Here is a 19,381-nt window from a genome sequence, read left to right on the forward strand (position 1 = left end):
AATGAGTCGCCATGTAGGTACTGAGTTTAATACGCCAGATGGTGAGCCGTATTCACCCGACTATAAGTTGATGGGTGAATCATTTGGATTACGTTCATGGCGAGTGGAAAGTGCTGCTGAATTAGAGCCGATTTTACAAGCAGCCTTGGACTGTAATGAGCCAGTATTAATTGAAATTCCAACAGATCGCGATGCGGCAGGTCCTTGGGTACCTGGTTGGTGGGATTTCCCAATACCAGAATATATCAATGATGAACGTCAAGATGAATATCGGGAATTCCGTCAATCTGAACAACATCTTTAATCATTCAGTTCTATCTTGATAGTAATCTATTAAATCGATTGCTATCAATTTTTAATCAATAAGCCATGCTCATGCTGATGCTATTTCATAATATGAATATAGAATGGCATCATCTGAGTTATTCACTAAATTTATTCATATTATATGTGGTGATGTTAATGAATAATGTTCAGGAAAGAACAAAAAATATGACACAAGGAAGAGCTGAATTAATTAATCATATTCAACAAAATTTAATTACCTTAATTTCATCATGCAGATCAGTTGCTGATATGTGTCGAAAAATTGACATAAATAGGCAACAATTTAATAAATATTTAGCAGGTCAACATATACCCTCCCAAAAAGTTCTTCAAAAAATTGCTCGCTACTTCATGATTGAAGCAAAAGATTTATTAATAAATCCCAATGATTTCAAATATTTATACGAAGGTTTAGAAAACGAGATCCCCACTACAGTCCGATATTCTCGTCAATTTAATGATTTTCTACAGATTGCAAGAGCGACCCCTGAGCTTATGGAGGAATATTTAGGGGTTTATTATAGATATCATTATTCATCTATTTATAAAGGTAAAATTCTGCGTTCTATAACTTATTTATATCGCAAAGATGCCTTAGTTCAATATGTGACGATTGAACACTTTCCAGACCTAAATAATTGTAAAAAAAATGCATTTAAATTTAGATATGATGGTTTTTGTTTCATGCTAGGCGGCAGAATATTTATGGTGGATATGGAAGAAAAACAATATAATGAAATGACCTTTTCAATACTGACCACGCAACATAGATATCCAATTCGCTTTCTTTATGGAATTCTTTCAGGAATTGCCTCAACATCGTTTAGACAACCTTTTGCGACCAAAATGTCTTTTCAATTAATTGACCATGGTCCATTAAAAAAACATCATATTCAAAATGCAACCATTTTAGATATCAATGATGAGTCTATTCCTTTTGAAATAAAAGAGTATCTTTTGGAAGATAGTTCAAAAACGCTATGGGGCGGTGCTTAACAAATTATCATAAAAAAGGCTCTTAAAGAGCCTTATACTTAATCCCACCAATATTCAATTTGTACACCAAAATTACTTCCTTTTCGTGCTCTATCAAAGTTCCCTGTCGATGATAATGTCGAACCGGGGTTATTTAAATCTGCCTGTAACTGCGCTTGTTTATTCCAAATTGCATAAGTGTAATATAAACGAATTTCTGGTCTATCCCAGAATCCCTTTCCATTTGGAGACCATGCTGGCGCAATCGTTAACTTTGTTAGCATTGCCGTTTTATCTTTTTTGAGCGCATCTAATCCTATTTCTGTTATCAGTTTGAATTGATCATTAATAGCATAAACTGGTCGGACGCCAACAGAATACCAACTTTGTTTATCTTCAGCATTTTCTCGATAATCTTTTTGATAAATCACTTCAGCCTGAGCACTTAAATTTTCTGTAATCTGTCCATCAATATACTCAACAATACGAAAACTTTTATCAATGTGAGAAAGTGCGATATCTCCAGTATAACTTAAGCCTGTTCCTGCGCCATAACCATACTGTAAAGCCAAGGTATTATTGAACTGACCAATTTTTTGCTTATGCTGAACACTCAATGATGCGCCAGAATGACGATTTGGTCCATCAACTTTTGGAATATAACTTGCACCGACACTTAATGAACCATTATAGTTTGTATTAAAACCACTGATTGTAATATCATGTCGATTAATCAATTTTTCTTGAAATATATTATCTTTTCTAGAAAAAACATATGAGTAATATAAATCTTTATATTTAAAATTATCTATACCAAACCCTGTTGCACTTTGATCCCAATAATAAAAATCCGAAATGTGAATATCATGTCGATTATAAAATCTTCGTCCAGCCCAAATATTTGCTCCATTTAAGTAACTTATATTATTCCACATTATATAAGATTCAACTAGCCGAGTATAATTATCACCTGAAAAATTCTTTTTATCTCCAAAGTCTTGATAAAAAGCTAAAGTTCCTTTAATTGCAAGCTCTGATTCATCTTTAAACTTATAAAGGTTTTGAATACCTGTAAACTCTGCATATTGTTCACATTCATTTCCTAAACGATACTTACTATAAGCATCATCGAGGTTGAAGCAGCTTTGCGTACCTCCTTTTTCACTATATCCAACGCCTGCTCTTAAATAGCCTGAAAAATCAAATGCATTTACAATCGTGAATGGAAATGTTAATGCCATAAAAACGATTGAGCGTTTATAAAATTCCATCTTAAAATACAATCCTTTTTTAAATATTGATATTTTGATATTTAATAAAAACAATCAAAATATATAATCAGGAAATTTAAATATCTCCCCACAATATTTAATATAAAAATCAGCACATTAATAATCAATTTCTCAAATATATATTTTATAACGCACTATGACGCACATTTTATTAAAATATATTTATTATTTAAAATTTAAAAAAATCAGCACTATAAATCGTGCTGATTTTTAATTTATTCGTCTATAATTAAATAGCTACTTTTATTGGTTTATTATTATCTTTTTTATCTCTCATTATTGCAGGCGCAATAATCACAAAGATAATCATTAATGCGATTGGAAAGTATAGTAATCGTTCAATACCAAATGTACTTACAATTGTCGAAAGAATTGCTGGTGCTAAAAGCATTCCTGAATAACCTAGCCCATTCACAATACTAATATTACGACCTGCATTTTTTGGATCTTTTCGTCCAGCACTTGAAAGCATGATCGGTGCTAAACAAGACAAACCTAAGCCAAATAATGAATATCCTACAAAGACGATTGTTACACTTCCACCAAATGTTTGTAAAAGTAGGCCTGCTATTGCCAATATACCGCTATAAAATACAATTCTTGGTGCGCCATACCTCTCTGTTAATCTATCGCCAAATAAACGACCGAGAAATTGTGCTCCAGAGAAAAAACTAATTGCCATTGCTGCAACAGCAGTCGTGGTGCCTAATGTTCGGTGCATATATTCTTGCCCCCAATCACCAACAGCATTTTCACCAAACATACTTGCTAGTAATAAAACACCATACCCTATCATCAGTATAATAATATAACGATTCGTATAATTTGGAGCATGTGATACTGCTTTATCTGTATGTTGCTCTTGCCAATCTTCTTCAACTATTTCATGCTTATCCAATAAGAATCTAGATAAAATAAAACTGATAATTAATAATGTACCGCCTAAGATTGTAAATGGTAATGTGGCGCTATCGGGACTAATCCCAGCAAAGTAACTCCCCAACATTCCAAAGATAAAACCACCTAATGGATAACAAGCATGAAATCCTGACATAATTGGTCTTTTATAAAAACGCTCAACTTGTACGCCATGTGCATTTAATGCTGAATCTGTTGCTCCACGTAATAACCCCATGACGACGCCAATTGCAAATGCAAACCAAAACTCTGGAATATATCCCATCACAATAATCGATACTGGATATAAAATTAATGTACAACCAACAACACTTTTTGCACCAAACAAATCAATAAATTTACCAATGACTAAAGCGCCAGCAGCTGATCCAATACCAATTCCTAACGCAATAAGACCAAAACTTGCATCCCCTAACGCGCCTTCCAAGCCTAGATATTTTCGATACGCACTGACGCTGGTTGACCATACATAGATCATCGCACCAATTAACATGAATCCGCCAAATGTTGCGAGTCTAGCTAAGCGTATCCGCTTCGTAATTAAAGAGTTATCTCTTTTTATCATACTTAAATCCTTTTAAAGTAAAGTTAGAATATTAAAAATTGTCAGCAACTCGCAATGCATTTGCAGCAATAGTAAGCGCTGGATTAACTGCGGCAGATGAAACAAAGCTAGAACTATCTACAAGCCAAACATTGTTCACATCATGAAGTCTACATTGAGTATTTACGACACTTTTTGATGGATCATGCCCCATCACAGCAGTTCCACATTGGTGAGAGTTTGTGGCTATTCCCATTTTTTCTTTTAGCACAATTGGATAGTGTGCTTTTTTCATCATTTCAGATGCTTTTTTCACTAATTCAAAATGAGCTTTTAAATTATTCGGTGTCCAATGGACTTTAATTTTTTCCTGAACTTCGTCATAAACTACTCGGTTTTCATATTGCGGTAAGTCTTCCGAAGTCAAATATAGGTCAACGCTATGGTCGGTGATATAACGTGAAATAAATTTAGGTAACCATGGACGCATTGCCGTAATCATGGGTTCTCTAATTTTTCCCAGCATTTGAATATTTCCTAAAGGAAACTTATTCTGTTCCGAAGCAAAATACCAATCATTAACTGCTAAGGTTTTCTGAAATAAAACGGTATTCAAACGAAATGGGGCACAAGCGATCATAAAGGTACTATTGTGTACCATATAATTACGTCCCAAGAGATCTGAACTATTTCCAAGACCATTCGGATGTTTATTATTTTTTGATTTCAATAATAATGCTGCTGTATTGACAGCTCCACACGCAAGAATAAATTTCTTCGCAAAAATACGAATGACTTTTTCATCACGTTTACCAATTGCTTCTATAACTTCTTTGCCATCATCAGTCGTAATTAATTGATCAATTCGCGTACGAACCAGCAACTTTATTTTATTTTTAGCGACAGCAGGTCTTAATGCTGAAACTTCAGCATCACCTTTTGCATCAATCAGACAAGGATATCCATCACAAGTCGAACAACGTACACAAGGTCTATTTTGACCATAATCAACAGCTGCTGGCATTGAAAATGGATGTAATCCTTGTTCTCTCATATTTTGAGCTAAATTTGTTAATGCAGGGTCATGAGTCAATCCCTTCGATGGATAATCCGTTGAACGCCAAGATTCTGTTGGATCTTCACCTTTATTACCATGAACATTATAAATTTCTTCTGCACGTGCATAATATGGTTCAAGATCATCATAAGTAATTGGCCATGCAGGTGATATTCCTTCTGCATGCTGAATTTCTTCAAAATCCTCTTTTCTAAAGCGAGGAAGCATTGCACCATAAAATTTCGTATTACCACCCACATAATAAAATACGCCAGGACTAAAAGAATTATTCTGACTATCTAGCCATGTTTCAGCATTGTGATATCTTTTTTGCCCAAATACAGCATTTGCATCCCAATTTTGAATTTCTCGTGTTAAAAAATCACCTCGTTCAACCACAATAACATTAAGCTCTTTGTCTTTAATTGCATTCGCAAAGGTTGATCCTCCCATACCAGAACCAATCACAACAACATCACAAATTACAATGCCATCGTCATTCGGTTCTAAAACACCAAGATGACGTTGGGCACCCAACGCATCTTGATTTTTATGGGCGAATTGCAAATCTATTTTTGCATCGCTCATTAAGATATTCCTTTATCTTTTTAGCCCTTAAAGATGTTGTTCAGATTGACGAAATTCCCGATATTCATCTTGACGTTCATCATTGATATATTCTGGTATTGGGAAATCCCACCAACCAGGTACCCAAGGACCTGCCGCATCGCGATCTGTTGGAATTTCAATTAATACTGGCTCATTACAGTCCAAGGCTGCTTGTAAAATCGGCTCTAATTCAGCAGCACTTTCCACTCGCCATGAACGTAATCCAAATGATTCTCCCATCAACTTATAGTCGGGTGAATACGGCTCACCATCTGGCGTATTAAACTCAGTACCCACATGGCGACTCATTAGTTTGCGTTGACCCCCGCGAATGGACATATAGCCTGCATTATTCTGAATAATGAAAACCACTGGAATGTTATTTGTTTTACAAATCGCTATTTCCTGAGATGTCATAAGGAAATCCCCATCACCTAATAAACAGACAACTGGTTGATCAGGTGCTGCTAATTTTGCACCAATCGCTGCTGGTACTGCCCAGCCCATCGATGAGAAACCACCAGATGTTAAATGTGTACGAGGCTCATATACTGGGAAGGTTTGCTTAACCGCGCCTTGTGTATTCCCTGAACCAACGACAACAATGGTGTTGCGTGGAAAAATCTTACGTAATGCACCTAATGGACGTTGTGAGGTAAATGGAAAACGATCTGAGTCACGACGAGTAGCGAGTTTTTCTTCCCATTCATTTTGTGCATCGGTTAACGCTGCCATATATTCAATACGGTCAACATTTTCATCTTTTAAATCCTCTAAAAGATGACGTAAGGCATATTTCGCATCAGCAACAATCCCTACTGTGACAGGATAGTTTTTACCAATTTCATGTGGATCAATATCGATATGAATCAGCTTAGAAGGCGGAATTGCAAAAGTAACGCCTTTGGCATAACTTGACGAAGACCAGTCTGTGAAACGACAACCCACTGCAATAATGACATCCGCTGTTGAGGCAATTTTATTCCCACAAAGCGTTCCTGTTTGTCCCACACTACCAGCAAACAAAGCRTGATCTTCTGGGAAGCCACTTTTACCGTTCCAAGTCGTAACTACAGGAATTTGTAAATGTTCAGCTAATGCTAGAACTTCATTCCATGCTTCGCCCGTAATCACCCCACCACCGATAACAAGAACAGGGCGTTTCGAATCCCGCAGTACATTGGCTGCTGCTGTGATTGCTTGTGGATCAGGATAGACTTTACCAATAGGTAAACGTTCACTGAGTGGGTGTAGTGCAACTTCGGCAGCTTCTGCTTGTACATCCATTGGAATTTCAATATGTACAGGACCAGGACGACCTGTGGTCATTGCACTCCATGCACGGTGCATGGTAAATGGTAGTTCTTCAACACGAGTTACCACCCAATGACGTTTAGAGACTGCTTCAGCAATTTTAGGAAAATCATTGTCTGTATAACGCTCCAACTCTTGTAATAATCCGTGACCACGCATGTGTGTTGGGGGACCACCAGTAATTAACATAACACTGGTTGAGTCAGTAAATGCGGTTGCCATACCAATGACGGTATTACTTGCACCTGCACCAATGGAGGTAAAAGCAGCCATTGGCTTACCTGCAACACGATAGTATCCGTCTGCTAAGTGAACAGCACTTTGTTCATGGAAGACTTGAATGAATTTAATCTTAGATTCTTCTTCCAAAAAAGCGTCTGTTTGAGTCCAGATACCATGACCTGGAATACCTGCGACGTATTCAACTCCGTAATTCTTTAGGGTTTGGGCAACAATCTGACTACCCGTGAGTCTTTTTTTCACAATTAAATCATCCTTAAATTAAAATGAACAAAACGCTGTATAAAACTTTAAAATGGATGCTTAAATTGCAGCCTGTCCAAAAGGAACATCTTTGTTACCATAACGACGTACACGAAGGTTGGCCTGTTCAGCATGTGCTACAAATCCTTCCATCAAGCATAAGCGTGAACAATATTCACCAATTTGAGCTGAAGCTGCATCCGTCAAAACACGTTGATAAGTACATGTCTTTAGATATTTACCCACCCATAATCCACCTGTATAACGAGCAGCTTTATTCGTTGGTAAGGTATGATTTGTACCAATCACTTTGTCACCATAAGAAACATTTGTTCGTGGGCCTACAAAAAGTGCCCCAAAGTTTTTTAGATTTTTTAAAAAATAATCATCATCATGCGTCATAATCTGTACATGTTCAGACGCATAAAAATCGGAAAGTTTAGCCATTTCCTCATTTGATTCACAAAGAATCATTTCACCAAAGTTTTCCCATGCTGTTCGTGCATATACTGCTGTTGGAAGTAAATTTAATAGGCGCTCAATTTCTTTTAATGTTTCTAATGCTAATTCACGTGATGTTGTCAACATGACTGCCGGTGAATCTGGTCCATGCTCAGCTTGCCCTAAAATATCGGTGGCACACATTTCTGCATCAACACTGTCATCAGTAATTAACAATGTCTCTGTTGGTCCTGCAAAGAGATCAATTCCAACGCGCCCAAATAATTGTCTTTTTGCTTCTGCTACATAAGCATTACCAGGCCCAACTATAATATCTACAGCAGGAATGGTTTCCGTTCCTATTGCCATTGCAGCAACAGCTTGAATGCCGCCTAATGAGTAAATTGCATCTGCACCAGCCATATGTTGAGCAGCCACAATATAAGGTGCTGGCTTAGCTTGAAAAGGTGGGGCAGCCGTAATAATGTTATTTACACCTGCTGCTTTCGCAGTACAAATCGACATATGTGCAGAAGCCAATAACGGATATTTACCGCCAGGTACATAGCAACCTGCCGCTTGAACAGGAATATGCTTATGACCAAGTAGAACGCCTGGAATTGTTTCAATTTCTACATCATGCATTGATTGATGCTGTGCATCTGCAAAACGGCGAACTTGAGTTTGTGCGAATTTAATATCTTCGTACTCACGTTCCGTTAATTGATCCATACATTGTTGAATTTCGGCATCAGTAAGTCGGTAATCTGCACGATCCCATTGATCAAACTTAACTGATAATTCTCGTACAGCAATATCTCCGCGCTTCTCAATATCCAATAAAATAAGCGATACATCTTTTTTCAGCTTATCATTCTGCTCAACGCGATGTTCCATCGGTTGCGCTTTTTTAATCCACTCAGCCATACTTTTCCCTTAAATTAGGATCAAAAATCAATTCATCATTAATCGATTTTTCAAAAGTAAACTCAATTTCATCTTATAACAGCAGAAACTAAAAAAGCGCCTCTACTCTTTTCCATGAATTTAATTGAGTCACCATATTCTTATTTAAAAGTTACACTTGAAGAGGATTTCGCTACAATTTCTCAAGAAAACAAAAATAGACGCAAATAGACGCAAATAGATTAAAAACATGATTAATTTGGTGAATGATAAAAAATGAAATTAAAAATAATAAATTTTTAGCTAATAGAAGAATAGAAATTGAGCATATTTAAGGTCGTCAGAAAACCTTTAAAATACTTAAGGACAATTAAAAAACCGAGGTAAAAGACTCGGTTTAAAATCAGTTTAATTGCAGAAATATACAATAATTGATTGAGTGTGATATGACTTATGAAAGAAGTCTAATATTGCGTCTACATTTTTATAAAGCTATATTTCTAACTTTATTTGCTGCCTCAGACAATCTTTCTTTTCTTAAAATACCCGATTCAACAGCTTGAATAATATATTCACAAATCTCATCAAGATTATTACTGGCGGCAAGTAGTAATAAATCCACACCTGCATTTAATGATTGAACAGCAACATCCTTTATATCATTTCCTCTTAAAATAGCAGGAGCATCTAAATCATCACTAACAATTAATCCATTATAATTTAATGTTTTTTTCAAAAAATCTACAATTGCAGGAGAGCTTGAGGCAGAATGAATAGAATCAAAAGCTTCAACCGTTGCAGGACCTAACATCATTCCTGAGGTTTTAGCTTTAATTGCTACTTTAAAAGGAGTTAACTGACTTAATATTTGTTCCAAAGAGGTATGTAAAATAACATCTTCAATTGCAGGATCTTTTGTTAAATAATCATAACCTGGAAAATGTTTAGTAATACAGTGAATCCCTGCTGCTTGTACGCCATGTACAAAACTATCTATCAATTTGCAGATGTTCTCTGTATTTCCATTATATTGTCTATGACTCAACCAAGGATTTTCACCTGCAACTATATCTGCAATAGGTCCTAAACACATTGAAACACCAAGTGACTTCGCTTTTAATGCTTGATTAAAATAGTAGCTATATAATTCTTTATCACTAATTTTATTTAAATCCTTTTTTTCTAAATCAACCTTTCCTTCTAATCGGTTAATTCCATAAGGTTCAAAGTCAACGACAATATTTAAATTAGGCTGGATTTTCTTTGCCCAATCTATAATTTGGATAAAACTTTGATCACTTTCATTACATATTCTTTCATTAGACATTGCTCTATTGAGATACTCTTTTCGAGTTTCACCCAATAAAAGGCTATGTCCTCCATTTATAAGGAAACTTTTAGCAACAGCTTTAATATCTAAATCACTAAAAGCAGGTAATAAAACCGCATAAGCATCTTGTCGAAGTGTAAAATTCATTTTTCTTCCTATTCATTATAATCAAATAAATGATTTCCTATTTTTATTCTATTTTAATTATTAGATATCATATAGTTTCTCAATACACTTAAAACAGACGCTATATGACGCATTTAGATCAAAATAATTTATGTGCTAAATTTATGTAAATATAAGATATCTTATGCAGTTCAACTATTATTCAAGTTGGACTGCTCCCAGTATCCTAGACATGGAACAGCCTCATTTTGAAGCTGCCTCAAAGGCTTCTGGACTTATTCCATCGAGATGCGAATGACGCCTGATTCGATTGTAAAACATCTCGATGTAATCAAACACATCTGCACGCGCCATTTCTCGTGTTTTATAAATCCTCTTTTTAATTCTTTCCTTCTTTAAGCTGCTAAAGAAGGATTCAGCAACAGCATTATCCCAACATGAGCAGTATACTGCGCAAGTCGTCTGCTCATGCTGGGTATTAAGTTATGCTTCTGACAGAATTTTTGCCAGTCTCCACTGCTATATTGTGAGCCTTGGTCTGAGTGTATGATCACAGGTTCACTTGGCCTACGTCGCCATACCGCCATAAGAAGTGCATCCAAAACGATATCCTTGGCAAGCATAGGTTTCATTGACCAACCGATGACTTTTCTCGAATATAAATCAAGAGCCACAGCCAGATATAACCAGCCTTGCCATGTGCGAATGTAAGTTATATCAGTCACCCAAGAGGTATCAGGTATGTTTACAATAAACTCTCGATTTAAACGGTTAGGTGGCACAATCTGAGGACGACCGCGACCATCGCTTTTATGCTTCTTATATCCTCGAACAGCGGCAATACCATTGTGCTTCATGATCTTCAGCACACGATTAGGCCCACAACTTTCACCTAACTCCTTAAGATCCAGCGTAATGCGGCGATAGCCATAGATGCCATAACTAGCATCATAAGAAGAACGGATGAGCTGTAATAAGCGCTTATCTTCAATAGTCCTGCCTGATTCGGGTTCATGCAACCAAGCATAGTAGTCAGCACGAGCAATCTTAAGAACCCGGCACATCGTTTTAATCTTAAATTGATGGCTGTATTCTAGGATAAACTGATACTTCACTCGGGCAGACTGGCAAAGTACCTTGCGGCCTTTTTTAAAATATCCCGTTCCTCTTCAGTTTGTTTGAGCTGACTTTTAAGGCGAAGGATTTCTTTCTTTGCCTCAAGCAATTCATGTTCATCAGGGTTGTTGCGTAAAGGCTGTACGGCCTTTAGCCATTTATAAAGGCTGTGTTGTGATACGCCTAAACGTTCTGCAACATCTGTGACAGAATATCCACGCTCGGTAATCAATTTAACAGCTTCATCTTTAAATTCTGGGGTATATCGTTGTCCACTCATAATGTTCTCTCCTATGCAAAAAGAATAGACGAAATTTGTCTAGGAGAGTGGTGGCAGTCCATAAAATGGCTAATAAACGAGGTGCTTATGAGTTATCCTGAAGAATTCAAAATTGAAGCAGTAAAACAGGTTACAGAGGAAGGTCATAGTGTTGCTGATGTCGCAGTCCGTTTAGGTACGACTACACATAGTTTGTATGCTTGGATTAAACGCTATGATCCTCAGCAGCCCAAGACAACAGAATCTACTGATCCAAGTGCAGAATTGGCAAAGTTAAAAAAGTGCTGCAAAGGGTCACTGAAGAAAGAGACATATTAAAAAAGGCCGCGGTGTACTTCGCAAGCCAGTCCAAATGAGGTATGCCTTTATTCGGGACAAAAAGCCCAATAATAATTATTGGGCTTTTTTATACTTCAAAAATAGTTGTAATTCTTCAGGTGAGATTAAACTTATTCAGCCCCCTTTCCAGTCTCATCCGAAATGTACCTAAATGATTTAATCTAATCCGAATTTTTATGTGGGGTAGGTTGAGGGGTAAAATCACAGGTAAAAAATAAGCCCTTGTAAAAACAAGGGCTTATTCAGATATTTGGCGGAAGCGGTGAGATTCGAACTCACGGAGGACTCGCGCCCTCGTCGGTTTTCAAGACCGGTGCATTAAACCGCTCTGCCACGCTTCCATGGGCGCCATAATACGAATCTTTTCATTGAATGACAAGCGAAAAACTCATTAAATACGTTCATTTGGGTAATGTTTCATCAAAACCTTATATTTTACTTGCGATTTCAGCACCTTCACGTATTGCACGCTTTGCATCTAGCTCAGATGCAAAGCGTGCGCCACCAATAAGATGGAAATGAGAAACAGTTTTTTCATCCGCTTTTGGCATAATTTCATTTACAGATTCTTGACCTGCACAGATCACTACGGTGTCTACCCTTAACAACTGATCTTGCTGATCAAGCTTAATCCACACTCCCTCTTCAGTAATCGCTTGGTAGTCTACGCCTCTCAACATTTTTACCTGATGCTTTTTCAATTGCGCACGATGTACCCACCCAGAAGTTTTTCCCAAACCAGCACCCAATGCGGTGGTCTTACGCTGTAATAGATAAATTTCTCGAATAGGTGGATCAATTTTAGGCAATTGCATTCCTCCTTCAGAAACATAATGAGCATCTAGGTCTACCCCCCATTCTTGTTTCCAATCGACGATGGATTGTGGTTGCCCTTGTGTACTAGGTTTTAATAAATACTCTGAGACATCAAAACCAATTCCACCTGCACCAATCACAGCAACACGCTGTCCTACAGGCGCACCTTGCAATACTTCCATATATGAAAGCACGTGCGGTTGTGAACTTCCTTTAATTTTCAATTGTCGTGGAACCACACCAGTCGCCACAATAATATCATCAAAACCTTCTCGCTCAAGTTGCTCTCGATTAATTTTTGTATTTAAACGAAGCTCCACATCTGTTTTTTCTATGAGTTTTTTAAAATAACGAATTGTTTCATAAAATTCTTCTTTTCCTGGCACCACTTTCGCTAAATTAAACTGCCCGCCTACTTCATGACCTGCTTCAAATAAAGTAACTTGATGTCCCCTACTTGCAGCAACTGTTGCCGCAGACATCCCAGCTACACCAGCTCCCACAACAGCAATACGTTTAATATTTTTAGTTCTCGTATACACCAATTCAGTTTCATAAGCAGCTCTTGGGTTAACCAAACATGTTGCCCGAATATTCTTAAATGTATGATCTAAACAGGCTTGATTACAGGCAATACACGTATTAATTTCATCAACTCGATTTGTCGCTACTTTCGTCACCCAAAATGGATCTGCCAAGAATGGGCGTGCCATAGACACCATATCTGCTTTTCCAGTTGATATAATCTCTTCTGCCACATCAGGCATATTAATTCGATTGGATGCAATCACTGGAACAGAAACTTGCTTTTTGATTTCTGCTGTATAGTCAACAAAGGCAGCTCTCGGAACGGAAGTAACAATCGTTGGAATTCTTGCTTCATGCCAACCAACACCAGAATTAATTAAAGTAACTCCCGCTGCTTCTAATGCCTTTGCAACGGCAATCACTTCATCCATCGTATTTCCATCTTGAACTAAATCAATCACTGAAAGACGAAAACATATAATGAACTTTTCACCTATTTTGCATCGAATTTGTTTCACAATTTCAATTGCAAAACGCATTCTATTCTCAATCTCACCTCCCCACGCATCGGTTCTTTGATTAACGTGACGACTTAAGAACTGGTTCAATAAATATCCTTCAGATCCCATAATCTCTACACCATCATAGCCCGCTTTTTTAGCTAAAGATGCAGTATTCACATAATCTTGAATGGTGCTGAGAATTTGTTTTTCACTTAACTGCCTCGGTTTAAAAGGAGAAATCGGAGATTTAATCGAACTTGCTGAAACTACAAATGGTTGATATCCATAACGCCCCGCATGTAGAATTTGTAATAAAATTTTAGCGCCATGTCGATGGACAGCATGAGTCACTAGACGATGTGGCACAATATCAGCAGTATGATTCATTGTTCCGCCAGCTGGTAATAACCAACCTTGACGATTTGGCGAAATTCCACCTGTAATAATTAACCCCACACCACCTTTTGCTCGTTCAGCAAAATATGCGGCTAATTTTGGATAATTGTAAAAACGGTCTTCAAGCCCTGTATGCATTGATCCCATCACAACACGATTTTTTAATGTGGTAAAACCCAAATCCAGAGGTTTTAAAAGGTGAGTATAACGCGTCGTCATATAGAATCCTTTTATTGTATAGATACAACTTATTGCATCTTACTTTAATCTTATTCCGTTACTTAATTGATAATTTTTCAACAAATTGTCTGACCCATGAGTCAATTGAACATAAATTATCTTTTTAATCTAGAATAACCAAGCAAATGCAATGGAAGAAAAAGCCAATCTAACAACATAAATATGATTCTATTCCTTCATTTTTCTCTATTTTATCATCTGAAGTCATTGTAAAAGTAAATTGACCAAAACAAAAAGATCACTCAATCGCCGCACTATAATTTTAAAACTTCACATATATCATTTGAGCTAAATTTAATATTAAGAAGCCCTCATGATGGGGGTTAGTTTTAAAACATCTTTTAAATTTTCATTATTGAATGAATGCTGCTTGCAATAACTCAACTAATTTTTCATTCATTTTAATTTGTTCAATTTGCCACAATTTAATCTGTTCATCTTGTGGCTCATTTTGACCATCAGATTCACTTAAAAAACGTTTAAATAAACTTTTGTACTGATATGCAGAGACATCACCCGTAATATCTGCACCAATCAATTTTGAATGACATGCCTGTATTAATTGCTCTAAATGTGAATATAAAAACTCACCTTGATCCCAATTTGTTTGTACAACAGTTTGAGAAAGTACATCTTTATCAATGGATAAATAACGGGGTTCAGTAAGCAACGTCAAGGTCTGTAAAAAGTTTTGCATTAACTGATCAGCATTTTCAAAATGATGCCAATTTTCCTTTGCACCAATCCACTTCGTCCATGATGCATCTTGATGAAGACTCCAATAATGAAGCTTCCCTTTATATAAAGGTGACCAATGATTTTCCCAAGCATGCTTTAAACTAATATCTGATGAACAAATTCCAATTACATCTATTCGAGCAACTTGCGGTAACTTACTTGCCCAATAAACCCAAGATCCACAATGTATTCCAAATGGATAACGCATATTATCTGGATGATTATCACAAACAATCAAGTGAATCGGTTCTTGCGTCGTTAATCGCTGTAAAAGTAATTGTGTAATATGATGATAGTCACCACTCCCCATCAAAACACAACCTAATTGTTCAGTATTTGGAAAATGTTGCTGATTTAAATAGTGCTCTAATGCTTGAAATTGTTTCCATTTACAACCAAATCGAATACGCTCTTGCCACTCAGTTAGATCTAAACTCAGTGCGCTTTGGGGAATACCAGCAGAATTGTCAAAGTTTAAAACGACAGGTTGACGTATGATCTTTGCAGTCATCACTTTGTTTCCTTCATTTGTTCATGCCAATGACTATCTGATTCAAATAAATGTCTAAATTTACCTAAAATAAAGCGTAAAGCTGGTTGACGCACCCAAACTAAGTGCTGTGTAAATGTAAATTTTGCACCTAATTGAGATTTCACTTCTGGGTCTGTCCAACCTGCAATGTAGTGTTCTAGCCCACGTTGTTTTGCATAATCTAAATTGACAAACCAACTGATAAAATACAAATTATATTGAGTCGCTAGTGGGTAATTTAAACCAATATACTTATCCACTAAATTATTTTGATATTCATAGCAAATATTGTAACCAACAAGTGTATTTTCTTTCCAATAAAAAAATACTTGCCCTGCACTTTGAGCATCTTGCAAAATTTCATCAAAAAATGCAGGAGTAAGTAAATCAAAATGAATTTCACTTTGATTATATACTGCCAAAAAGAGTGCATAGAGCTGTGCTCTAAACTGAGCATCTTTAAACTCTTCTGAACCTGTTGCTAAACGTTGCACACGAAGTTCATTTAAACTTTTTAATTTACGTTTTAAATTTTTACGTCGACTTTTAGACAATCGTGATAAATATTCCTCTCGATGTTCAAAATCAATAGGGACATAGGCAAGTGCCTGCCCTTCTACAGATAAAAAACCTGCTCTCTCGGCTGCTTGAATTAATGCTTGGCTATATTGATTTTCATATTCAGACAATAAAGGAGAGTTTAAGGGTAAATCCTTTATAATCGTTAAAGTATGTTTTTTAGCATTTTTTTTAAATTGTTCAACAACCTCATTGACCTGAAATTGTTGAGTTAAAGGCGTATATTCTGTTACGGTTGTTCCAATAAAGCATGTTTCGAGATGCAGTAGCCGCCCCCAATAAGAATACCCGATCACCGATTCAATTTTCTTTTTTACTGGAATATCCAGTGTTGTCAACAAATTAAAATTTGTTGTGAAAAAAGGCAAAAAATTGGGTGCATTAAATACTTTAAATGTCTCTGGTGGATGCTTCAAAAAAGCATCCACCAGAGATTGAGGTTCTAACTGATTGAGATCGGTCTGCATACTTACAATACTTTTACAACAACTTAACTTTCGCGTTTCGCACGATTTAACAATTGCTCAAGCAATACCATTGCTTTATCAATTTCAGCACGAGTAATTTCAAGGCTTGGGGCAAATGTAATGACATTTTTGTAATAACCACCCACATCAAGAACTAAACCACACTTCTTACCTTCATATTCCAAAGTACCAGACAAACCGATATCTACCATCTTGTCTAGAAGTTCTTTATTTGGAGTAAAACCATCTACCTGACAAATTTCAGCACGAAGGGCTAGTCCTAAACCATCCACATCACCAATTTCAGGATGACGTGATTGAAGATCTTTAATACCTTCTAGGAAATAAGCACCGCTTTCCATAATTTGTTTTTCGTAGTCTTTTTCAGCCAACATCTTCATGACTTCTAAGCCTACTGCAGTACCAAGTGGGTTAGATGCAAATGTAGAATGTGTAGAACCGACTGGGAATACTTCTGGATTAATCATTTCCTCTTTCGCCCAAAGACCAGCAAGTGGATTTAGACCATTCGTCAATGCTTTACCAAATACCACAACATCTGGCGTAATGTCGAAATGTTCAAATGACCACAGTTTACCTGTACGGTAGAAACCCATTTGAATTTCATCAACAACTAACAAAATACCATGATCATCAAGGACTTTCTTCAAACCTTTATAGAAGTTTTTCGGTGGAATAACATAACCACCCGTACCTTGAATCGTTTCAATATAGAATGCTGCAAACTCGCTTTCACGAACTTTAGGATCCCATACACCGTGATATTCCGTTTCAAATAAACGTGCAAATTCAACAATTAACTTATCCGCATATTCTTCAGGTGTCATGCCTTTTGGACGACGGAACGGATAAGGAAATGGAACAAAATGTGCACGCTCACCAAAGTGACCGTAGCGACGGCGATAACGATAACTTGACGTAATTGAAGATGCACCTAACGTACGCCCGTGATATCCACCTTCAAAGGCGAACATACGGCTTTTTCCATGCGTGAAGTTACGAACTAACTTCAAAGAGTCTTCGACTGACTGAGAACCACCCACGTTATAATGAATACGCCCTTCTACACCAGTCTTTTTATAGATGTCTTGTGCAAGAAGCTTACTTAATTCAATTTTAGTTGGGTGTAAATACTGACTTGCAATTTGTGGCAACGTATTAATTTGTTGGATCAACGCTTGGTCTAATCTCGGATTTTTATACCCAAAATTCACAGCTGAATACCACATTTGTAGATCTAAATATTCTACACCAGCATCATCATAGACATAACTTCCCTGACAATCAGTGAAAATTTTAGGTGGATTCACATAATGAACCGTATCACCATGTGAACAATATTTTGCTTCATCAGCTAAAAGCTGTGCTTCATTAATAGGCATAAAATAGATCCTAGTTTCCAACGTACTCAATCAAATATATATTGAAGTATTTGACGCTGCCAAATAGCCCATCATATATTTAAATTTCACTTAAACTATTTAAGCAAATATAAACTTATTTAGAATTGATATAAAGCACCAATGAAAGGCTCAACATCAAATCGATTATCTACAAGTGGACTATTAAACATTTGATTTGTTAAATAATTAACATCCACTCCTAAAATAATATTCCAACGATCGTTAATAAAATAACTGCTATTTAAAGAAAGATACGGATTAAATGACGATTTAGGCTTGTACTGGCTCACTCCGCTTAATCTAGATTCATCTTCTGTCACACCATAATAATATTGGTTATATTTCTTATTATTCCAATTTATTCCCAGCTCAGGATACCACGTCCACTTTCCTGATTTTAATTCAGCCAAGTAAGATGTCGTAATTACTGTACCATGACTCCGCGCTAGAATATCAGAACCCGTCTGTATTTTAAATCCGCCATAAGGTGTGACATACATGTAACTCGCACCCGCCATAATAGACCAGTTACGTTTTTTTAAATGATGATAGTCATTATCTTTTGGATTAAATTGTGTTCCATCATAATATGCATTTATTCTCAATTCATGAGAATCATCTTCAAATAAATATACACCAACCTCTTCTCCTTCAGCATAAACTTTATCATTATCATAAAAAAATACGGGCTTAAACGTAATATTAGGATCATTACGATGATTCTTATATGCTTGATAATTAAAGTTTACTGTTCCGCCTACTGATAATTTTGCATCTGAATCAGCATACGATTGCTGCTGGAAAAAAAATAAAAATAAATAGATATTTGATTTGATCAAAAAAATCATTATTCTTTTGGGAAAATTAAAGATCATTTCAATATCGCTTTATTTAAATGGTAAATGAAAAAAAGAATTTTATACTTCTATAAAAATATACGCTATAAAAATATAACAATGCGAAACACTTTTATTTAAATTAGAAGGTTAAACTATAAAATCTCTCCCATGGTATAGATAAAAGATTCAATTTTCAAAAAGTATTTGTTAGCTATCAACAACGAGCCTATTCGATAACCTTGCTGACAACAATCTAATGTAT

13 protein-coding genes, 1 tRNA gene and 2 pseudogenes are annotated in these 19,381 nt (G+C 36.3%); 3 read left to right on the plus strand and 13 right to left on the minus strand.

Features of this window, described 5'->3' with window-relative positions:
- The coding region (locus tag B9T31_RS07400; protein ID WP_228146006.1) for a thiamine pyrophosphate-dependent enzyme at window positions 1-304 on the plus strand (304 nt) is incomplete at its 5' end.
- 152 nt (window positions 305-456) lie between these two features.
- Window positions 457-1,323 (plus strand): helix-turn-helix domain-containing protein, encoded by an 867-nt coding sequence (locus B9T31_RS07405; protein ID WP_228146007.1) that lies wholly within the window; start codon window positions 457-459, stop codon window positions 1,321-1,323.
- Window positions 1,324-1,361: 38 nt separating this feature from the next.
- Here B9T31_RS07405 and B9T31_RS07410 read toward each other — a convergent pair whose 3' ends face one another.
- The 7 genes and pseudogenes from B9T31_RS07410 to B9T31_RS07440 all read right to left on the minus strand — a co-directional run bounded on the left by B9T31_RS07410 (window position 1,362) and on the right by B9T31_RS07440 (window position 11,718).
- A complete protein-coding gene (locus B9T31_RS07410) occupies window positions 1,362-2,573 on the minus strand; it encodes a maltoporin (RefSeq protein WP_171264705.1) in 1,212 nt (403 codons plus the stop codon).
- A gap of 250 nt (window positions 2,574-2,823) precedes the next feature.
- The gene (locus B9T31_RS07415; RefSeq protein ID WP_213033227.1) at window positions 2,824-4,077 is read right to left on the minus strand and encodes an MFS transporter; all 1,254 of its coding nucleotides are present in this window, start codon (window positions 4,075-4,077) and stop codon (window positions 2,824-2,826) included.
- A 31-nt stretch (window positions 4,078-4,108) separates the two neighbouring features.
- Window positions 4,109-5,701, minus strand: a complete 1,593-nt coding sequence (locus B9T31_RS07420; protein WP_086181326.1) for a GMC oxidoreductase — start codon at window positions 5,699-5,701, stop codon at window positions 4,109-4,111.
- 27 nt (window positions 5,702-5,728) lie between these two features.
- Window positions 5,729-7,519 carry a thiamine pyrophosphate-binding protein gene (locus B9T31_RS07425; protein ID WP_086181327.1) on the minus strand — a complete coding sequence of 597 codons (1,791 nt, stop codon included), beginning with the start codon at window positions 7,517-7,519 and terminating at the stop codon, window positions 5,729-5,731.
- Between the two features lie 60 nt (window positions 7,520-7,579).
- A complete protein-coding gene (gene hisD / locus B9T31_RS07430) occupies window positions 7,580-8,887 on the minus strand; it encodes a histidinol dehydrogenase (protein WP_086181328.1) in 1,308 nt (435 codons plus the stop codon).
- A gap of 463 nt (window positions 8,888-9,350) precedes the next feature.
- Window positions 9,351-10,343, minus strand: coding sequence for a glycoside hydrolase family 3 N-terminal domain-containing protein (locus B9T31_RS07435; RefSeq protein WP_086181329.1), 993 nt, complete (start codon window positions 10,341-10,343; stop codon window positions 9,351-9,353).
- 222 nt (window positions 10,344-10,565) lie between these two features.
- A pseudogene (locus B9T31_RS07440) lies at window positions 10,566-11,718 on the minus strand (IS3 family transposase).
- 87 nt (window positions 11,719-11,805) lie between these two features.
- On the opposite strand from B9T31_RS07440, the pseudogene B9T31_RS18020 reads away from it, so the two are divergent.
- Window positions 11,806-12,094: pseudogene (locus B9T31_RS18020) on the plus strand (transposase); the annotation flags it as partial.
- A gap of 214 nt (window positions 12,095-12,308) precedes the next feature.
- On the opposite strand, the gene B9T31_RS07455 reads toward B9T31_RS18020, so the two are convergent.
- From B9T31_RS07455 to B9T31_RS07480, 6 genes are all read right to left on the minus strand, one after another.
- A tRNA-Ser gene (locus B9T31_RS07455) sits at window positions 12,309-12,398 on the minus strand.
- A gap of 87 nt (window positions 12,399-12,485) precedes the next feature.
- Window positions 12,486-14,519 carry an NADPH-dependent 2,4-dienoyl-CoA reductase gene (locus B9T31_RS07460; RefSeq protein WP_086181331.1) on the minus strand — a complete coding sequence of 678 codons (2,034 nt, stop codon included), beginning with the start codon at window positions 14,517-14,519 and terminating at the stop codon, window positions 12,486-12,488.
- Between the two features lie 373 nt (window positions 14,520-14,892).
- Window positions 14,893-15,789 carry an arginase family protein gene (locus B9T31_RS07465; RefSeq protein WP_086181332.1) on the minus strand — a complete coding sequence of 299 codons (897 nt, stop codon included), beginning with the start codon at window positions 15,787-15,789 and terminating at the stop codon, window positions 14,893-14,895.
- A complete protein-coding gene (locus B9T31_RS07470; RefSeq protein ID WP_086181333.1) occupies window positions 15,789-16,856 on the minus strand; it encodes a GNAT family N-acetyltransferase in 1,068 nt (355 codons plus the stop codon). The genes B9T31_RS07465 and B9T31_RS07470 overlap by 1 nt, the downstream gene beginning before the upstream one ends.
- A gap of 23 nt (window positions 16,857-16,879) precedes the next feature.
- A complete protein-coding gene (locus B9T31_RS07475) occupies window positions 16,880-18,259 on the minus strand; it encodes an aspartate aminotransferase family protein (RefSeq protein ID WP_086181334.1) in 1,380 nt (459 codons plus the stop codon).
- A 119-nt stretch (window positions 18,260-18,378) separates the two neighbouring features.
- The gene (locus B9T31_RS07480) at window positions 18,379-19,119 is read right to left on the minus strand and encodes a MipA/OmpV family protein (RefSeq protein WP_171264707.1); all 741 of its coding nucleotides are present in this window, start codon (window positions 19,117-19,119) and stop codon (window positions 18,379-18,381) included.
- Between the last annotated feature and the right edge of the window lie 262 nt (window positions 19,120-19,381).

The organism is Acinetobacter sp. ANC 4558 (genome assembly GCF_002135375.1).
Classification (GTDB): Bacteria; Pseudomonadota; Gammaproteobacteria; order Pseudomonadales; family Moraxellaceae; genus Acinetobacter.

Bases quoted from the DNA above. Each gene is read 5' to 3' on its own strand.
- B9T31_RS07405 (WP_228146007.1), top strand. From the start codon at position 457: ATGTTAATGAATAATGTTCAGGAAAGAACAAAAAATATGACACAAGGA.
- B9T31_RS07410 (WP_171264705.1), bottom strand. From the start codon at position 2,573: ATGGAATTTTATAAACGCTCAATCGTTTTTATGGCATTAACATTTCCA.
- B9T31_RS07415 (WP_213033227.1), bottom strand. From the start codon at position 4,077: ATGATAAAAAGAGATAACTCTTTAATTACGAAGCGGATACGCTTAGCT.
- B9T31_RS07420 (WP_086181326.1), bottom strand. From the start codon at position 5,701: ATGAGCGATGCAAAAATAGATTTGCAATTCGCCCATAAAAATCAAGAT.
- hisD (WP_086181328.1), bottom strand. From the start codon at position 8,887: ATGGCTGAGTGGATTAAAAAAGCGCAACCGATGGAACATCGCGTTGAG.
- B9T31_RS07435 (WP_086181329.1), bottom strand. From the start codon at position 10,343: ATGAATTTTACACTTCGACAAGATGCTTATGCGGTTTTATTACCTGCT.
- B9T31_RS07460 (WP_086181331.1), bottom strand. From the start codon at position 14,519: ATGACGACGCGTTATACTCACCTTTTAAAACCTCTGGATTTGGGTTTT.
- B9T31_RS07465 (WP_086181332.1), bottom strand. From the start codon at position 15,789: ATGACTGCAAAGATCATACGTCAACCTGTCGTTTTAAACTTTGACAAT.
- B9T31_RS07470 (WP_086181333.1), bottom strand. From the start codon at position 16,856: ATGCAGACCGATCTCAATCAGTTAGAACCTCAATCTCTGGTGGATGCT.
- B9T31_RS07475 (WP_086181334.1), bottom strand. From the start codon at position 18,259: ATGCCTATTAATGAAGCACAGCTTTTAGCTGATGAAGCAAAATATTGT.